Origin of the sequence: Klebsiella sp. A52 (genome assembly GCF_018388785.1) — a bacterium.
GTDB classification, from domain to species: domain Bacteria; phylum Pseudomonadota; class Gammaproteobacteria; order Enterobacterales; family Enterobacteriaceae; genus Klebsiella; species Klebsiella aerogenes.
This window is the reverse complement of record NZ_CP074437.1, coordinates 4,214,106-4,229,290: the sequence shown is the minus strand read 5'-3', so window position 1 is coordinate 4,229,290 and position 15,185 is coordinate 4,214,106. Positions and strand designations below refer to the sequence as shown.

The window sequence follows — 15,185 nt, the reverse complement described above, 5'->3', positions numbered from 1 at the left end:
GAGTTGAAATGTCTGTGTAGTGCCAGGAGGGGACATCACAGAGATGGCTGTGTGGTGTCACTTGCGGGGGTTACATGATTTACCTGTAATCAAGTGCCATAGCAAACGGGCAAATATTCTTGAGGCTGCGGGGAAGTGCAGCCTCAGTGATATGACTGTGGAAAGCGGTTTATTATTTCTTTGCTGCTCGAATCAGGCCGTCAAGCCATTCCTGATGACCATTAAGCATTGGGTTCGGGCGGGTATTGGCCAGATCTTTTGCCGGGACTCCGTTCTGTGTTTCCTGCGTTAGGATACGGACCCTATGACCGGAAAGATCCTCCAGTAGCCACGCATGATGGACATCGAGTCGTTGAGCGGTATCTTTTTCACCGGCCCATCCGTGCCATGCCAGGCGAGCAGGTTTACCCTCAGCAGGTGGAACAAACTCCACAACCTGAGCTTCAACTGGGAAACCAAACGTGCTGAAGTAGAAGCGAACCCCATTTTCCAATTCTGGACCTTTGTTGTCATAAAAGCGCACATCGGCGGAATTTTTATAGTATTCCGGCCATAGCAGTGGCTGACACAGGAGCGGCCAGACATCATTGACGTTCAGACCTGAGATGATCATTTCATTAGAAACAAAGTTATCGGTAAAACCCGGAATAAAGCCTTCAGGCCAGTTAATCGCGTTCATAAATTTCTCCAATTGCTATAGTTGAGTGTACTGCGTGTGTCATTACGGCAGTAACGTGATGACAGTGATTATTGGTGCAATGGAGTTATAAGGCGAATTGTCATTACTTATATTCTTAATAAGATAAATTATATCAGGGCGCGGGATGTTGGCTTACTTCTGCGCATAAAGCACGAATCCACTGATGACTTGGGTCACGATGGGTTCGCTCATGCCAGGCCATGCTCTTGGTAAAGCCGGGTACTTTCAGGGGCAAAGGGAGAATGATGAGATCGTTGTTAGTCAAGACCATGCGGTGAGGTACAACTGCAATCATATCAGTCACTTGCAATATATCAGGTATCACCTGAAAACTGTTAACTGACATGCCTACTCGTCGTGTCAGACTGAGCTTAGCCAGTGCTTCATCTGTAACACCGGTGAAGTTACCTTCTGATGACACCAAAATATGTTCCTGTTTGCAAAATTGTTCGAGCGTCATTTCCGAACTCGCTGCCAGAGGATGATGACGTCGTGCTACGCAGACATAATCTTCTTCATAGAGCGCTCTTCCATGCAGGTCTTCGGGGGTTGTTTGCGGTGTTATCAAAGCCAGATCAACTTCACCCCGAGACAACTGCTGATACATTCGCTCATTGTCCACGGGCCGCACGGCGATTTTAATATTCGGTGCACGTTGTTTTAGCTCAGCCATCAACGGAACGACAACAGCCTTAAGTGCATAGTCCGTTGCTACGATGGTATAAGTCAGCTCCGCCGCCATAGGATCAAATTGCTTTTGTTTCAGCATGATAGCGATATCGGTGAGTATTTGTTTCACCGGCATAGAAAGTTCGGTGGCCCGCATTGTGGGAACCATACCGTGACTGGTGCGAACAAAGAGGGGATCGTCAAAATAATCACGCAAGCGAATAAGCATGCCACTGACGGCAGGTTGTGTCAGGGAGAGGCGCTGCGCAGCCCGGGTCACGCTTCCTTCATCCAGTAATGCATCAAGGGCCTTAAGAAGGTTAAGGTCGAGGGTTCTCATATCATTTTTCATAGTGAAGTAGCCTGACAGATATAAAATTTTAATTCAGGCTAAATGCTCGGGAAAAGGTTGTCTAGAAGGTTTATGAGTGTTTTCCTTTTGGTGATCTTTTAGTTTTGGCTGGTAACCTTTGTAAAGATAAATCCGCTCTTCGCTTACGGCAGACCTGAGTTTGTCCGCTCCGTGCCAGAGGCGGACGTTGAGGAGAATGTTATTTTGATGCGAAATATTTGCGTAATATTTTTTCTAATAGCGAGAAAACGACCGTCACCCTTTTTGGAGTAATCAGCTGGTAAGGCCGATATAAATAAAATTGCCATTTCTCCTGTCGCAGTTCTGGCAGTGGGGGAACAAGTTGGCCGCTTGTTAAGTACTCCCTACAAATAAAATCGCTGGATTGTACAACTGTTTTCCCGGCCAAGGCAGCCTGAATTTCGGCGTATGGGTCTGTTGTATAAAACTCGATATGACGAGGGACAAAAGTATTCACTGCGTCACTCATAAACTCAAATAATTTTCCTGTATCAGGGTTAATTAAACCACTAAATGGATAACGCTGCCGAAGATCTTCTAAATCAGTTGGTGCTCCCAGGCGTGCAATGAGTTCAGGGGATGAGACTAAAATATGTTCAACTTGCCCGATGTTTTTAATGATAAAGTTAGGATTAGGTTCTCGCCCTACGCGTATACCTATATCGATACGATGCTCTATAGTATCAAGTTTCATCATATCTAAACGCCAGTCGATAAATAACTCAGGATAGGGACGTAGTGCAGTCAATAGTTCATACAATATTTGTTCATGATTTGGAAATCGAAGTAATGTGATACGAACAATACCCTTCATTTCATTATCATCTTTCGCCGTCTGAAATAGTTTTTCAGAATCCTCCAGCAGTCGCTTCGCTTGGGGTAAAAATAGCTCGCCGAAACTGGTGAGAAAGATCGAACGAGTATTGCGTTTGAAAAGAGGTTCACCAAGTTGTTTCTCCAGCTCAGCGACTGTCCGCGTGACTACTGATGGTGAAACCGACAGCTTGGTTGCTGCTTCGCGGAAGTTCAGGGTATCAGAGGCGATGATAAAAAACTTTAGAGCATCAAGTTTGTTCATGATTGTTGTGAAAATTGCAATAATGTATTTTGATAATAGCAATTAATTTGCAACTATTCCAGTCATATAATCGAACAATCAAATAAGTAACCTGTCTTAATTTTTTATCAGAACTCAAAAGAGTAAATTATGTCAATTCAACCAGTAGAGTTAAACAAAGCCTATCGTTTATTGCAGATCGGGCCAACAACAATGATATCGGCTAAAAATGATGGCATTGAAAATGTCATGGCAGCGGCTTGGGTGGGATTAATAGGCAATAACAAAGTGATGGCTTTTATAGGTCCACAGGCATTTACTCGTGGGCTTGTAGAAAAAAGCGGATATTACGTTGTCCAGATCCCAGTAGTAAATCAGATGGAAATGGTTTTATATGCTGGGGGCAACAGTTATTCTGACACACCCGATAAAAACAGTAAAATTCCACTGTTTTATCAGAAAGAGTTTGATCTGCCTTTAGTTGAAGGTTGCGTTGGTTGGCTAGTCTGTAAGGTCATACCCAATGAAAAAAATGAAAAGCAGCACAACTTGTTCATGGGGGAAATTGTCGGAGCATGGAGCGATGACCGCGTTTTCAGAAATGGGCACTGGATTTTTGATGATGCGCCTGATGAATTACGTACTGTCCATTACGTAGCTGGCGGACAGTTTTACGCCATTGGCAAAGGTACAAAATTTAATTATGGTCCAGGAAAAGACTAATCCTTACCTCTGTCTCAATGTAGCCATATAACATGGCTACATTGAGGTAGTAGCATAAAAAAATAATTAAGATGTCCGCTTCTCGTTCACTGCGGACCTCCAGCTAAGTTCGCCTTGTCATAACAGGAAAGCCCATTATACACGTGTATAATGGGCTTTCCTGTGCTGATTCGTTGGCTTGCTTCCCTTCATTATTAAGTGATGCCACCATTGAGAACCTGTTCCATAGGTAAGCATGACAGCTCTTCGCTCACAGTGGCCTTTCTGCTCAGTGAATCCGTCCACTCCGTGCCAGAGATAACCTCTTGATCTCAATAATAAATGGCATCTAATTTGTCCTGACTGATGCGGGATGACAGCACCTGATGGCTCTATTTTCGCTCGCTGTATCTCGGCAAGGTATCCGCTTTATCCTGGCTGTAACCATCAATAGTTTGAGGAGAGGGGATAAGTACCGTTGTACTTTTATCATAACTCCTGCTTTTGAGTTTCATATATTAAACAGAGATCAAAACCACGTACACCCATACGACGGCCTTATTACAGCAGAGCACAGAATCCGGGCACAATAAAACAATCTAAGCCGCTGAGGGCAGGTCAGTTGTATATAGGCGGTTTGAGCACCTGTGGAAAAATTGAATATTTAGCGCTGTTTCGTCAATACCCAGAAGCCCAGAAGGATAATAGTTTACCTGTGTAGAGCAAATTGCACCCTGACCATATGAAAAGGGGGTAAAAAGTGTCATATCGATATGGAATGGATTCGTATGAGTCTCAGGGGCATTATAGCGAAATACCATATCACGTTGAAACATGTGCAAGAGCTGACTGCAGAGCTTAAAAAAAGAAAATATTCACTCGATTGGATGAAGTGAATGCCGAAGCCAGACTTAGCTGACCTGGTGGCGGGTTTACACACAGATATCGGAGCTCGTGATATCTGTGTGTGAAGTTTTTAAAGCTGATGTTCCGGAATCCGGGCGATAACCTTTATCTCAAAATCAAATCCCGCCAGCCAGTTAACCCCCACGGCTGTCCAGTTGGGATATGGCGGCTTCGGAAAAACGGTTTGTTTCACCTGCATAATGGTTGAAAACTGACTCTCCGGATCGGTATGAAAGGTTGTCACATCGATAAGATCTTCAAACGAACATCCTGCGGCGGTAAGAGTGGCCTTGAGGTTTTCAAAGGCACGTTCTACCTGCGTTGCAAAGTCGGGCTCAGGACTACCATCTTCCCGGCTACCCACCTGACCGGATACAAACAGTAAATCACCAGAGCGGATCGCAGCAGAATAACCATGCTTCTCATAGAGAGCGTGGCGATTCGCCGGGAAAACAGGTTTCGGTTGGTTCATAACGTATCCTTTTTTCGGATGTGTGAAGCCGTGCGTGACATAAATAAATCAATTAATATACGCAGTGTATGTAAACTTAACCACACATACGCGGCGTATGTCAAATTTCATACGCTGCGTATATTGCAAGGAGTCCGCATGGCTGCCAAACGCCGCGCCGAAACGATGGAAGAAACCCGCACGAAGTTGATTACAGCCGCACGAAAAGCCTTTGCCGAAAAAGGGTTTGCAGCAGCATCAATGGATGATTTGACTGCCAGCGTTGGCCTGACGCGTGGGGCTCTGTACCATAATTTTGGGGACAAAAAAGGGTTGCTTGCCGCTGTGGTTGCCCAGATTGACTCAGAAATGGCACAAAGTGCCAAGAGTGCAGCGACACAGTTCAGGGATGACCAGCAAAAGCTTCTGGCTGAAGGGATAGCCTATATCAGAATGGCTCTGGATGAAGAAGTCCGGCGTATCGTTCTGCTTGATGGCCCGGCTTTTCTTGGCGATCCTACGAAATGGCCGAGTCAGAACAACTGCCTTGACGCCACCCGAGAGAGCATTTCAGATCTGATTGAACGCGGCTTAATCAAGCCGGTAGATGTGGATGCTACCGCCTGGCTGCTAAATGGAGCTGCACTGAATGCCGCTCAGTGGGTGGCTGCCAGTGAAGATCCGCAGCATGCTTTACCAAAAGCGATTCAGGTTTTCACCCTGCTGGTAAATGGCCTGCTGGAAGAGGGCAAGCACCCATAACCTCCATTCTCAACCTGAAGGTTCGTTAATAAGTTGAGCTCCGTGCCGCTTGTTCCGGCTTCGATTCTCTCGGGTCAGTAATTCAGTCTGAAAATCACATAAGGCCGGTTCAATACGGCCTTCACGAATCTTGATAGTAAAGAATTTTGTGTAGCAATGTTTTACCAGATTTTTCGGACGTTACAATACAGCCAGCCCGATTGTGTATAAACAGGCCCGAGAAGCTAAACTCCACCTTTCATTCATAGAGATCGTACGGCTATTCAGGCAGTCCGCGTCGCGCCAGAAGCGGATATTGATAATTTGATCAATTAATTATTCGATGCGTTTAACATCTGGATGACGTTCGGTTGCAGCTTCATGGAAAATATCATCTAACCAGCCTGCAATTTCATCTTCTGCCAGATCATCTGGAATAACAACGTCATAGATACGGGAATACTTTCTTTCTGTCAGATCTACTCGAAAAACCAACCAGCACTCATTCTTACGCAGAATGCCAAGGTATCGACCAAAGACATTATAAACCAACATGTTATACCTCCAGTAATGTCAATCAAACCACACGTTATATTACTTCGAATAAGAAAGGCAGAGAATAAATCCTGCATTCGTTAGAGGACAACATCTTCTTTTGTCATGACAGTTCTGGTGATCCTGCATGCTGACCGCTTCGTGCCAGGAGCGGACGTTTATGAAAAGGGTGATAGATAAACATCAGCAATTTTATCTCCGATTACAGCACCTCAACCACTTCGAATTCTTCTGCGATCAACTCCATATCCTCAGAAAAATGACCTTCACGGATGAAAAATCGCTGATGCTCTTTCTTCCAGTATTCAAGACTTAAATCGCCTTCACCCTCTTTGCGAGCGAACTCCTCATTAATATCGCAAAAACGCACCAATTGTAGCGAAACCAGCCGGATCACACATACCGGGACATTCTGTCCATCAAGAATTATGTTATAGCTGCCAATCCTCGGAGCAGATTCTTCCTGTTGGTAAGAGGCAAAAGATCCACAAGAGGCCGTTTTGATTCCTTTTTTAATAAGGTTAGCAAGCTCGCTTGCCAGTTCTGGACTGTCTCCCATTTGCCAGGCCCCTGCGCCTGGATATTTCATTTCTATTTTCCTAAGCTTAACCATTAATGCATCTGCCTAACCGTTGATGAAAAAAGTAATAATAGTATTAGCGTTAATGGGGTCACCATTAACAGTAATACGTTACCTCAGATAGTGTGGTTTGCTCTTCGCTCAGACTGGAGCTTAAACTCAGTTGGTTCATCCGCGCAGTGCCAAAAACTGCCCCTGACTGATTGTTAACCGCGCCTCCTATTGTATAGATATTTTCTGTACATCAAGATACATTGAGATAGCTATTTAATGGCTTAAATAGTAATAGACACTAAGTTCAGGAAGGAAAAGTGCTGATGCCAATACCTATTCTCTATACAGAACGCTTACTGTTAAAACCATTATCCTCAGAAGATGCCTCACAAATTCAGATACTTTATCCTCGCTGGGAGATTGTTCGGTACATGGTCTCATCAGTACCGTGGCCCTATCCGGATAATGGCGCCGAGAATTATGTCAATAACGTTGCCTTGCCTGATATAGCAAATGGAATCGCTTGGATCTGGACTATTAGGCATCGTGAAACACCTGACAACATGGTAGGTTTAATCTGTCTTTATGATGTTGAGGATAACAACCGAGGATTTTGGTTATCTCCGGAGCATCAGGGCAAAGGTTTTATGCGTGAGGCCTGTAACGCAGCTACAGATTATTGGTTCAATTCCTTAAATAAGACTATATTGCGTGCGCCGAAAGCGGCTCTCAATAACCGCTCCAAACGTATCTCACAAAGCAGTGGCATGCGGCTCATTAGGACTGAAAAGAAAGCATATGTCAGCGGTCTGCTGGATTCCGAGCTATGGGAAATCACACGTGATGAATGGAATGCTCGTAAAGGTGGCTGATAAGCTGATGGCATGTCCGCTAAGCGCTCCCAGCGGACCTTCAGCTTCGTTAACACGTCCGCTCCGTGCCAAAAGCGGAAGTTAACTACGGATAAAATTCAGCGCCCCACACCCAGAGCCGCTGCATAACGGCAATAAGCTACACTTGTTCATTATTTCCACAACAGGAAAGCCTTCCGCTGCTTCAACGGTGTGTGTTTGACATCGCGCAGTTGGGACATTTTGATCAACAACGAGCATGGCCAGCTAACGATGAAATTGATACTTGTTCGACACGCAGAAACAGAGTGGAATTGGGAAGGAATTATTCAGGGGCACAGCGATAGCTCCTTGACCTGTCGGGGTTTGCGTGAAACATCCGCCCTACTAGCAGCGTTTAGTGCAAGTGAGTATCAAATAGAGCGTGTTTACGCTTCTCCGCTTGGGCGTGCCTGGCAAATGGGGCAAAGCCTGGCTGAACACTTTCATTGTTCACTGACGACTGAACCGGCCCTTAAAGAGCAGGCCTTTGGTCAGTTTGAAGGTATGCCGTTAGAACTACTCAGACAAAAACATCCAAACTATGCAAATGCATTATTCAGGCTTGATGCAGAGTATTGTCCACCAGGGGGAGAGTCACTGGCGCATGCTTCTCAGCGAGTTATGCGTTTTTTACAAAACCTGGAAGATACCTCATCACATCAACAAACAATATGTATTGTGTCTCACGGGCATGTCAGTCAGGGCACTCTGGCAATTCTTAAAGAAGGGACTGTCGATAGTTTCCCTCGCTATGCTCATCCCAATGCAAGTTATTCTGTTATCGACCTGATTAATGGAAAATGTATTGGCCTAAAGTGGGGGATTGCTACACATTTACGTCACCTGAATTAGTGGCTACCTTCCAGGCATTGAAAAACCATCCTGCCAGAGTCATCATTATTTAAGCACAATGTTCACTCCTCGCTGTGAGTTCAACGGGTCGATGCAACGCTATCCTTAGGGGGGACGTTGCTATGAAACGAAGAACTCGGATTAACTTATCCGCGTTGTGCCGGGAGTGCGCATCGCAAACTCATGCTCTTCTGATGACGTGGGTGCTAAAGATAATTGTCCATCCATTGAAACCTGACTTTTTCACACTGACACAATCAATGATTCCAGCCTAATTTGGGTGATGGCATAATCAGGCTGGCGAAAGTGAGGGTGAAAATGGATAAAACAGCGAAAAATCAGATAGTAGATAGCGACATTGCACAGTTATTACTAAAGCACAGGAAAGCTCGTAACTGGACGGTAACGGAACTTGCTCAACGCTCAGGCGTCAGCCAGGCGATGATTAGTAAGATTGAACGAGGCGTCTCCAGCCCCAGCGCGACTATTCTTAGTCGGTTAGCGAACGCCATGAATATTACGCTATCAAAACTTTTCGCCGAGCTTGAGCAACATCAGAATTCGCTGGTTCGTTTCGCTCACCAGCAGCAGCATTGGACAGATGAACAATCAGGCATTATTCGTTGGACATTGTCCCCGGCGGGCGCCAGCCCGGAACTGATAAAAGTTGAAATCCCTGCAATGGGGCAACTGACGATCCCCGCTTCCGCTATTGAGCATCTTTGCGGGCAAACACTTTGGATGCTGAGCGGCAACCTTGATTTTAGGGTCAATCATCAGACCCATCACTTACAAGCGGGTGACTGTCTTGCTCTTACCTTTGCAGGCGAGTGCCAAATGACTAACCCGGATAGCGAACAGAGCTGTACATACATCGTTGCGTTTAGCCAAAAAAACAGATGATATTTCCCCTGCTAAACGGTTAGACGCCATTCCCTTTACGCAGGTGCAGCAGGGGATAAGGTCTTCCCTGACTATCCTGCCCGGAGCGCCCTGAAACCTGGAAGCCCATATGTTGATAAAACCCGACAGCCTGTTGGTTTTGTTCATTGACGTCGACGCTTAAATCAGGATGAAGAGCGAGGGCATGGGATATCAACTGTTTTCCGACGCCAAGCCCGCGAGCAGCAGCATCTACGAACAGGGCCTCCAGATGACCATCATGTAAGAACATAAATCCGAGTGGCTGGTCTTCACCATTTGTCGCTACCCATACAGGGGTTTCCGAAAAAAAGCCGACCACCTCTTTTTCGATCTCTTGCCGGTCATGGGCTGTCAGAAAATCATGCGTAGCATCGACAGAACTTTTCCAAATTTGGATGATGTCTTCCGCTTCAGAAGGTCGTGACATTCTGATTTTTATCATCTTTTTTTCCTTAAAATGGACATGTTTTTGGGTAATAACCTACAAAATGAATCCACGTAATTTACTATGGTGCAATTAAATTCACAATAGTGATATTGTCGCCATTCGTTTTCATTCTCGATGGGAAGAAGCGCAAACATGCTGAATACCAGGGAGAAGCTAAGCCTCCCCCTGAATTCACCCTCAGGCGTTAGCCGCCGCCTTTAACCGCGCCTTCATCAGACTATAGGTCGTCCAGGCGTACCGTTCCGCCCAGTCCTGGTCGGCAATGGCCTCGACCTTCACCGCGCAGTACTTGGTTTCCGGCGTTTTCGAGATAGGATCCAGATTATCCTGGGTCAGCTCATTACAGGCGCCGACCCACCACTGGTAGGTCATGTACACCGCGCCGGGGTTGATACGCTCGCTGAGATCGGCGCGAGTCATCACTTTGCCGCGCCGCGAACTCACCCAAACCAGCTGACGATCGGCAATACCTGCCCGCTCGGCATCGGCAGGGTGCATCTGTATCCGGCCCGGTTCGTCCGCCAGCGACTGCAGCGCGGCGCAGTTGCCGGTCATTGAACGGCAGGAGTAATGTCCGACTTCGCGCACCGTGCAGAGCACCAGCGGGAAATCATCGTCCGGCGTTTCCGCCGGCGCGCGCCACGGCGCGGCGAACAGTTGCCCTTTGCCCGATGGGGTATCAAAGTGATTATCCTGATACAACCACGGCGTACCGGGGTGATCGAGCGTCGGGCACGGCCACTGCACGTGGCCCATATCGCCCATTTTCTCCCAGGTTACGCCGTAGAACAGCGGGCAGAGTTCACGCATCTCATCCCAGATTTGCTGGTTACTGGCGTAATGCATCGGATAGCCCATCTCGCTGGCCAGCAGGCTGATAATTTCCCAATCGCGTTTCACGTTACCTGTGGGAGAAATAGCCTGCTCGAAACGCTGGAAGCCGCGGTCGGCGCAGGTAAAGACGCCGCCGTGCTCGCCCCAGGACGTCGCCGGCAGCAGTACGTCAGCCACTTCCGCCGTTTTGGTCATAAAGATATCCTGCACCACCACGAAATCCAGCGCCTCCATCCCTTTGCGTACCAGACCCAGGTCAGCCTCGGTTTGCAGCGGATCCTCGCCCATGATGTAGTAGGCTTTGATTTCTCTCGCCAGCGCTTTATGCGGGACTTCGGTGATACGAGTGCCGATTTGCGTATCCATCAGCGCCGGATCGATGCCCCAGGCATTGGCGAATTTGGCGCGAACCGCGGCGTCGGTGACATCCTGATAGCCCGGGAACTGGTTGGGTAATACGCCCATGTCGCAGGCGCCCTGAACGTTATTTTGTCCGCGAACCGGGCCGACGCCGACGTTAGGCCTTCCGAGGTTGCCGGTCAGCAGCGCGAGGCTGGCGAGACCACGAACGACATCAACCGCCTGGCCGAACTGGGTTACGCCCATTCCCCACATAATGGTGGCGGAAGGAGCGGCGGCGAAGGTGCGCATCGCCCGCCGGATAGCCAGCGCCGGGACGCCGACCAGTGCTTCCACGGCTTCTGGAGAGTAGTCTTTCACCGCTTCGCGGTAGGCCTCCAGCCCTTCGGTATAACGCTCAACGTAATCGTGGTTGTAGAGATCTTCCTCCAGCAGGACGTGGGCGAAGGCGTTGACCAGCGCCATATTGCTGCCGTTGTTGAGTTGCAGATGCTGGTCGGCGATGCGGGCGGTTTCAATGCGCCGCGGATCGCAGACGATGATTTTCGCGCCGTTATCGCGGGCTTTGAGCACCCGTCGAGCCACGATAGGGTGAGAATCGGCACAGTTGTAGCCAAAGACCAGCAGGCATTTTGAGTTCTCGATATCGCTTATTGAGTTACTCATCGCGCTATTGCCGAGTGAAGCCTGCAGCCCGGCGACCGACGGCCCGTGGCAAACGCGGGCGCAACAGTCGACGTTATTGGTATTGAGTACCGCTCGGGCGAATTTCTGCATCACATAGTTGGTTTCGTTACCGGTGCCGCGGGACGATCCGGTGGTCATGATGGCGCGCGGCCCGTACTTGGCTTTGATCTCGCTGAGCTTAGCGGCGGTGTAGCGAATCGCTTCTTCCCAGCTGACCGGGGTGAACGGGCCGCCTTTCTGATAACGAATCATCGGTTGCTTGAGGCGAGGCGTGAGAAGCTGCGTGTCATTGAGGAAATCCCAGCCGTAGTAGCCTTTCAGGCATAGCTGGTTTTGATTGGTGACGCCGTCGGCGGCCTCGGCGCGAATGATTTTATCATTTTCGACAACCAATTTGAGTTTACAACCCGCCCCGCAATAGGGGCACACGCTGGTAATTTTATTCATCAGTAACAGACCTGTTAACAGTGAAGATAGGGCGATAGCGCGCCGGGCCCGGCAGGCTACCGTCAGCAAACGCGCGACGTCGATCGTCGTGCGATGCAAATCGATTGCATAATGCGTGCCAAAGTGAAAATAGCGCTGATGACGCGGGATGAAGGTGATAAAGACGCGGGAAAATCACTGACGTCGTCACAAGTGACGATGACGCGGGACGCCGTGGCTGACGATCGCCCCGCGGGGACTGAGGTTAAGCGTTAACTTCCATATTCTGCTGCAGTTGGTTCAGCGTCTCTTGCGACATGCCGGCCTGCCGCGCGGCGGCGCAGATCGCCTGCCAGCTACTGGCATCGAGCGGAATACCGTTTGCCAGCCGCTGCTGACGATTGGCCGCTTCCCACTCACCAGGCGCCAGAATAGGCGTATCGGCATCGTGCGGCGACTGTTTACACCAGTCGATAAAGGCCTCGGTTTCGCGCTGCATCTGCGGCGCATCGAAGGCTTCAGGGCTGAGAATAATGGTAGTCATGCAGTTGAAGATGGCGTCGACGCAGCCCTGCAGGCTGTCCTGATGGGTCGTTTGTCCGCCTGAGACCGCGCCGCCGAGCACCTCGCAGAGCGTCGCCAGGGCATAGCCTTTATGTTGAGCAAAAGTGAGCAGGGCGCCAAGCGGCGAGGTCTGCATCACCGCCGGATCGGTGGTCGGTTCGCCGCGAGAGTCAATTAATGAGCCGGCAGGCACCGCTTCGCCTTTATGCCATGCGACGCGGGTTTTGCCAAAAGCTATGGCGCTGGTGGCGTAATCGAGCAGCAGCGGCGGATGGCCTTCACGCGGGAAGACCACGCAGAGTGGGTTAGTGCCGAAGCGACTATCTTTGCCGCGAAATGGCGCCACCATCGGGTCGCCGACGACGCTAACGAAATGAATGGATATTAACCCCTGCGCCGCGCATTGTTCCGCCCAGTAACCGATGCGCCCGATATGGTGAGCATTGCGCAGCGCCACGGCGGCCAGGCCGTGCTGTTTGGCTTTTTCAATCCCCAACTGCATGGCTTCATGGGCAACGACCTGGCCAAAACCGGCGTTGCCGTCGAGGGTGACGACGGCGCCGGCGTCTTTCATCACGCTGGCATGGCGGTTAAGTTGCAAAAAACCTTCGCTATGGGATTTTACGTAGCTCGGGATCATGCCGACGCCGTGGGAATCGTGTCCGGCAAGGTTGGCGGCGATCAGGTGGTCTGCGACCAGCGCGGCTTCGGTTGGCGTACTGCCCAGCTGCGTGAACAGAGTAGTGACGAAGTGGTGTAGCTCCGTGGGGCGAAATCGATGTCCTGTAGGCACGGATAGTCTCCTCGATGTATGTTGTTGTTTTGTTGCGTTTGCCGTTCCATGCTGCGCCGCGAGGCGCAGAAGATCAAGGCAATAAATATCTCTCACTAAATAGGGAGAATATTGGCATGGTTCATTTTGACGAAACCGCCCGGCAAAATGCTTTGAATGGAATATGAGGTAAATATGTAAAAGGTACATCTATTATTCCATCCTGATAATGGCGCTGCTCCTGTTTTTCTTTATTCGAATGGTCCTGAAGAAATGCAAATAAAAGGCTTTGACCATAGCGCTAATCGCTCCGTGACGCCGCAGCATTAATCTGTGACCTCGCTCGCTGTTTTCACTATTCGCTGAATAAACTCCATAAACACCACTTTTTAAACTACACCACTGTCACAAAAGCTATAAAAAACCCGGCCCATGCGTTGCAGAGGTTGTTACAGCACTATATGTTAAATTTGTGTTTAATTATTGATGCTTAAGGGTTGATTTTATGTATAAGAAAATCGGTGGTTTAGTGGTTTCACTGACGACAGTCTTCTCGTACTCCGCGCTGGCGGAGGTGCCGCAGGGCTACCCGGCAGATTATCAAAAGGTCGTTGATGCCGGGGTGAAAGAGGGCAAAGTCGTGGTTTATTCCACAACGGACACCAAAGCGGCGGGGCCGTTAATTAAAGGCTTTGAAGCGCAATATCCTGGGATTAAAGTTGAATATAACGATATGAACAGCACCGAGCTGTACAACCGTTATATTAGTGAACAAGCTGCCGGCGGCGGGAGCGGCGACGTGGTGTGGAGCTCTTCCATGGACACGGCGCTGAAATTAGCCACCGATTATGCGCAAGAGTACGCTTCGCCGGAAGTCGGCAAGCTGCCGAAATGGGCGGTCTGGCAGCAAAAAGCATACGGCACAACCTATGAGCCGGTGGTCTTTATCTATAACAAACGGCTGATCCCACAAAATGAAGTGCCGGATTCACATACCGCATTGGCCAAACTTATCGCCGGGCAGGCTGATAAATTTAAAGGCAAAGTCACCACCTACGATATCGAGAAGTCGGGGCTTGGTTTTATGCTGGCGGTGCAGGATAGCAAGGCTGACGGCAATTACTTTGCAGACCTGGCGAATATCGCCAAAGGCGGCCTGACGGTGCAATCCTCTACCGGCACCATGATGGAGCGCGTCTCCTCCGGTGAAAACCTGATCGGCTATAACATCCTCGGCTCCTATGCCGAAGCGCGCGCTAAAACCGACCCGTCATTAGGTATTGCCTATCCGAAGGATTACGTGCTGGTGCTGTCCCGCGTCTCATTTATCACCGCGGAAGCAGGGCACCCTAATGCGGCGAAACTGTGGTTCGACTATGTACTGTCGGAAAAAGGGCAAACGATTCTCGCCTCTCAGGGTGATATTCCATCAATTCGCAACGATATTGAAGGTAAAAATGATATCGACGGAATGACGAAATTACTGGGCAATGCCCTGAAGCCAATTCCGGTGGATGAAAGCCTGTTGCAATATCTGCAGCCTAAACAGCGTCTGGAGTTTATTAAGCAATGGCGTGCCGCCGCTGCGAAATAAAGTAATGGCATGTGGAAATTCCCCTGGAATGCAGTCGGGGGAATGACCTTATCAGTGTTCAGTAAATAAGTACTCATATCTCTTCTTGATCATTTATCTCTGC

The 15,185-nt window shown here is 49.0% G+C and carries 15 protein-coding genes; 6 read left to right on the top strand and 9 right to left on the bottom strand.

Annotated elements, in window-relative coordinates:
- Positions 1–172 precede the first annotated feature (172 nt).
- The 3 genes from KGA69_RS19965 to KGA69_RS19955 form a co-directional block, all read right to left on the bottom strand.
- Positions 173–679: an SRPBCC family protein gene (locus KGA69_RS19965; protein WP_045396209.1), complete on the bottom strand. Its 507-nt coding sequence runs from the start codon at positions 677–679 to the stop codon at positions 173–175.
- Between the two features lie 133 nt (positions 680–812).
- On the bottom strand, positions 813–1,721 hold the full coding sequence (locus KGA69_RS19960; protein WP_045396212.1) for a LysR family transcriptional regulator: 909 nt from the start codon (positions 1,719–1,721) through the stop codon (positions 813–815).
- Between the two features lie 199 nt (positions 1,722–1,920).
- A complete protein-coding gene (locus KGA69_RS19955) occupies positions 1,921–2,820 on the bottom strand; it encodes a LysR family transcriptional regulator (RefSeq protein WP_032709936.1) in 900 nt (299 codons plus the stop codon).
- A 129-nt stretch (positions 2,821–2,949) separates the two neighbouring features.
- Here KGA69_RS19955 and KGA69_RS19950 point away from each other — a divergent pair, with 129 nt between their 5' ends.
- Entirely contained in the window at positions 2,950–3,522 is a 573-nt protein-coding gene (locus KGA69_RS19950) for a flavin reductase family protein (protein WP_047050174.1), read from the top strand.
- Between the two features lie 955 nt (positions 3,523–4,477).
- Here the strand turns inward: KGA69_RS19950 and KGA69_RS19945 are convergent.
- Complete coding sequence (locus KGA69_RS19945) at positions 4,478–4,879, bottom strand: RidA family protein (RefSeq protein ID WP_015705171.1); 402 nt, start codon at positions 4,877–4,879, stop codon at positions 4,478–4,480.
- Between the two features lie 138 nt (positions 4,880–5,017).
- Between KGA69_RS19945 and KGA69_RS19940 the strand changes: the two genes are divergently transcribed.
- A complete protein-coding gene (locus KGA69_RS19940; RefSeq protein ID WP_015705172.1) occupies positions 5,018–5,620 on the top strand; it encodes a TetR/AcrR family transcriptional regulator in 603 nt (200 codons plus the stop codon).
- A gap of 315 nt (positions 5,621–5,935) precedes the next feature.
- On the opposite strand, the gene KGA69_RS19935 is transcribed toward KGA69_RS19940, so the two are convergent.
- Together KGA69_RS19935 and KGA69_RS19930 are read right to left on the bottom strand one after the other, a co-directional pair.
- The gene (locus tag KGA69_RS19935) at positions 5,936–6,154 is read right to left on the bottom strand and encodes a DUF7661 family protein (RefSeq protein WP_015366962.1); all 219 of its coding nucleotides are present in this window, start codon (positions 6,152–6,154) and stop codon (positions 5,936–5,938) included.
- A 202-nt stretch (positions 6,155–6,356) separates the two neighbouring features.
- Positions 6,357–6,713: an ASCH domain-containing protein gene (locus KGA69_RS19930; protein WP_161798772.1), complete on the bottom strand. Its 357-nt coding sequence runs from the start codon at positions 6,711–6,713 to the stop codon at positions 6,357–6,359.
- 338 nt (positions 6,714–7,051) lie between these two features.
- On the opposite strand from KGA69_RS19930, the gene KGA69_RS19925 reads away from it, so the two are divergent.
- The 3 genes from KGA69_RS19925 to KGA69_RS19915 all read left to right on the top strand — a co-directional run bounded on the left by KGA69_RS19925 (position 7,052) and on the right by KGA69_RS19915 (position 9,376).
- On the top strand, positions 7,052–7,600 hold the full coding sequence (locus KGA69_RS19925) for a GNAT family N-acetyltransferase (protein WP_032707855.1): 549 nt from the start codon (positions 7,052–7,054) through the stop codon (positions 7,598–7,600).
- Between the two features lie 252 nt (positions 7,601–7,852).
- Positions 7,853–8,473 carry a histidine phosphatase family protein gene (locus KGA69_RS19920; RefSeq protein WP_072048057.1) on the top strand — a complete coding sequence of 207 codons (621 nt, stop codon included), beginning with the start codon at positions 7,853–7,855 and terminating at the stop codon, positions 8,471–8,473.
- Between the two features lie 318 nt (positions 8,474–8,791).
- Positions 8,792–9,376 (top strand): helix-turn-helix domain-containing protein, encoded by a 585-nt coding sequence (locus KGA69_RS19915; protein ID WP_015705175.1) that lies wholly within the window; start codon positions 8,792–8,794, stop codon positions 9,374–9,376.
- Between the two features lie 19 nt (positions 9,377–9,395).
- Here the strand turns inward: KGA69_RS19915 and KGA69_RS19910 are convergent, their stop codons facing one another.
- From KGA69_RS19910 to KGA69_RS19900, 3 genes are all read right to left on the bottom strand, one after another.
- A complete protein-coding gene (locus tag KGA69_RS19910) occupies positions 9,396–9,839 on the bottom strand; it encodes an acetyltransferase (RefSeq protein WP_213292612.1) in 444 nt (147 codons plus the stop codon).
- 183 nt (positions 9,840–10,022) lie between these two features.
- Entirely contained in the window at positions 10,023–12,173 is a 2,151-nt protein-coding gene (fdhF, locus tag KGA69_RS19905) for a formate dehydrogenase subunit alpha (protein WP_213292611.1), read from the bottom strand.
- A 244-nt stretch (positions 12,174–12,417) separates the two neighbouring features.
- The gene (locus tag KGA69_RS19900) at positions 12,418–13,509 is read right to left on the bottom strand and encodes a malate/lactate/ureidoglycolate dehydrogenase (RefSeq protein WP_015705181.1); all 1,092 of its coding nucleotides are present in this window, start codon (positions 13,507–13,509) and stop codon (positions 12,418–12,420) included.
- A 484-nt stretch (positions 13,510–13,993) separates the two neighbouring features.
- Here KGA69_RS19900 and KGA69_RS19895 point away from each other — a divergent pair, with 484 nt between their 5' ends.
- Positions 13,994–15,082 carry an ABC transporter substrate-binding protein gene (locus KGA69_RS19895; protein WP_020079034.1) on the top strand — a complete coding sequence of 363 codons (1,089 nt, stop codon included), beginning with the start codon at positions 13,994–13,996 and terminating at the stop codon, positions 15,080–15,082.
- Positions 15,083–15,185 lie beyond the last annotated feature (103 nt).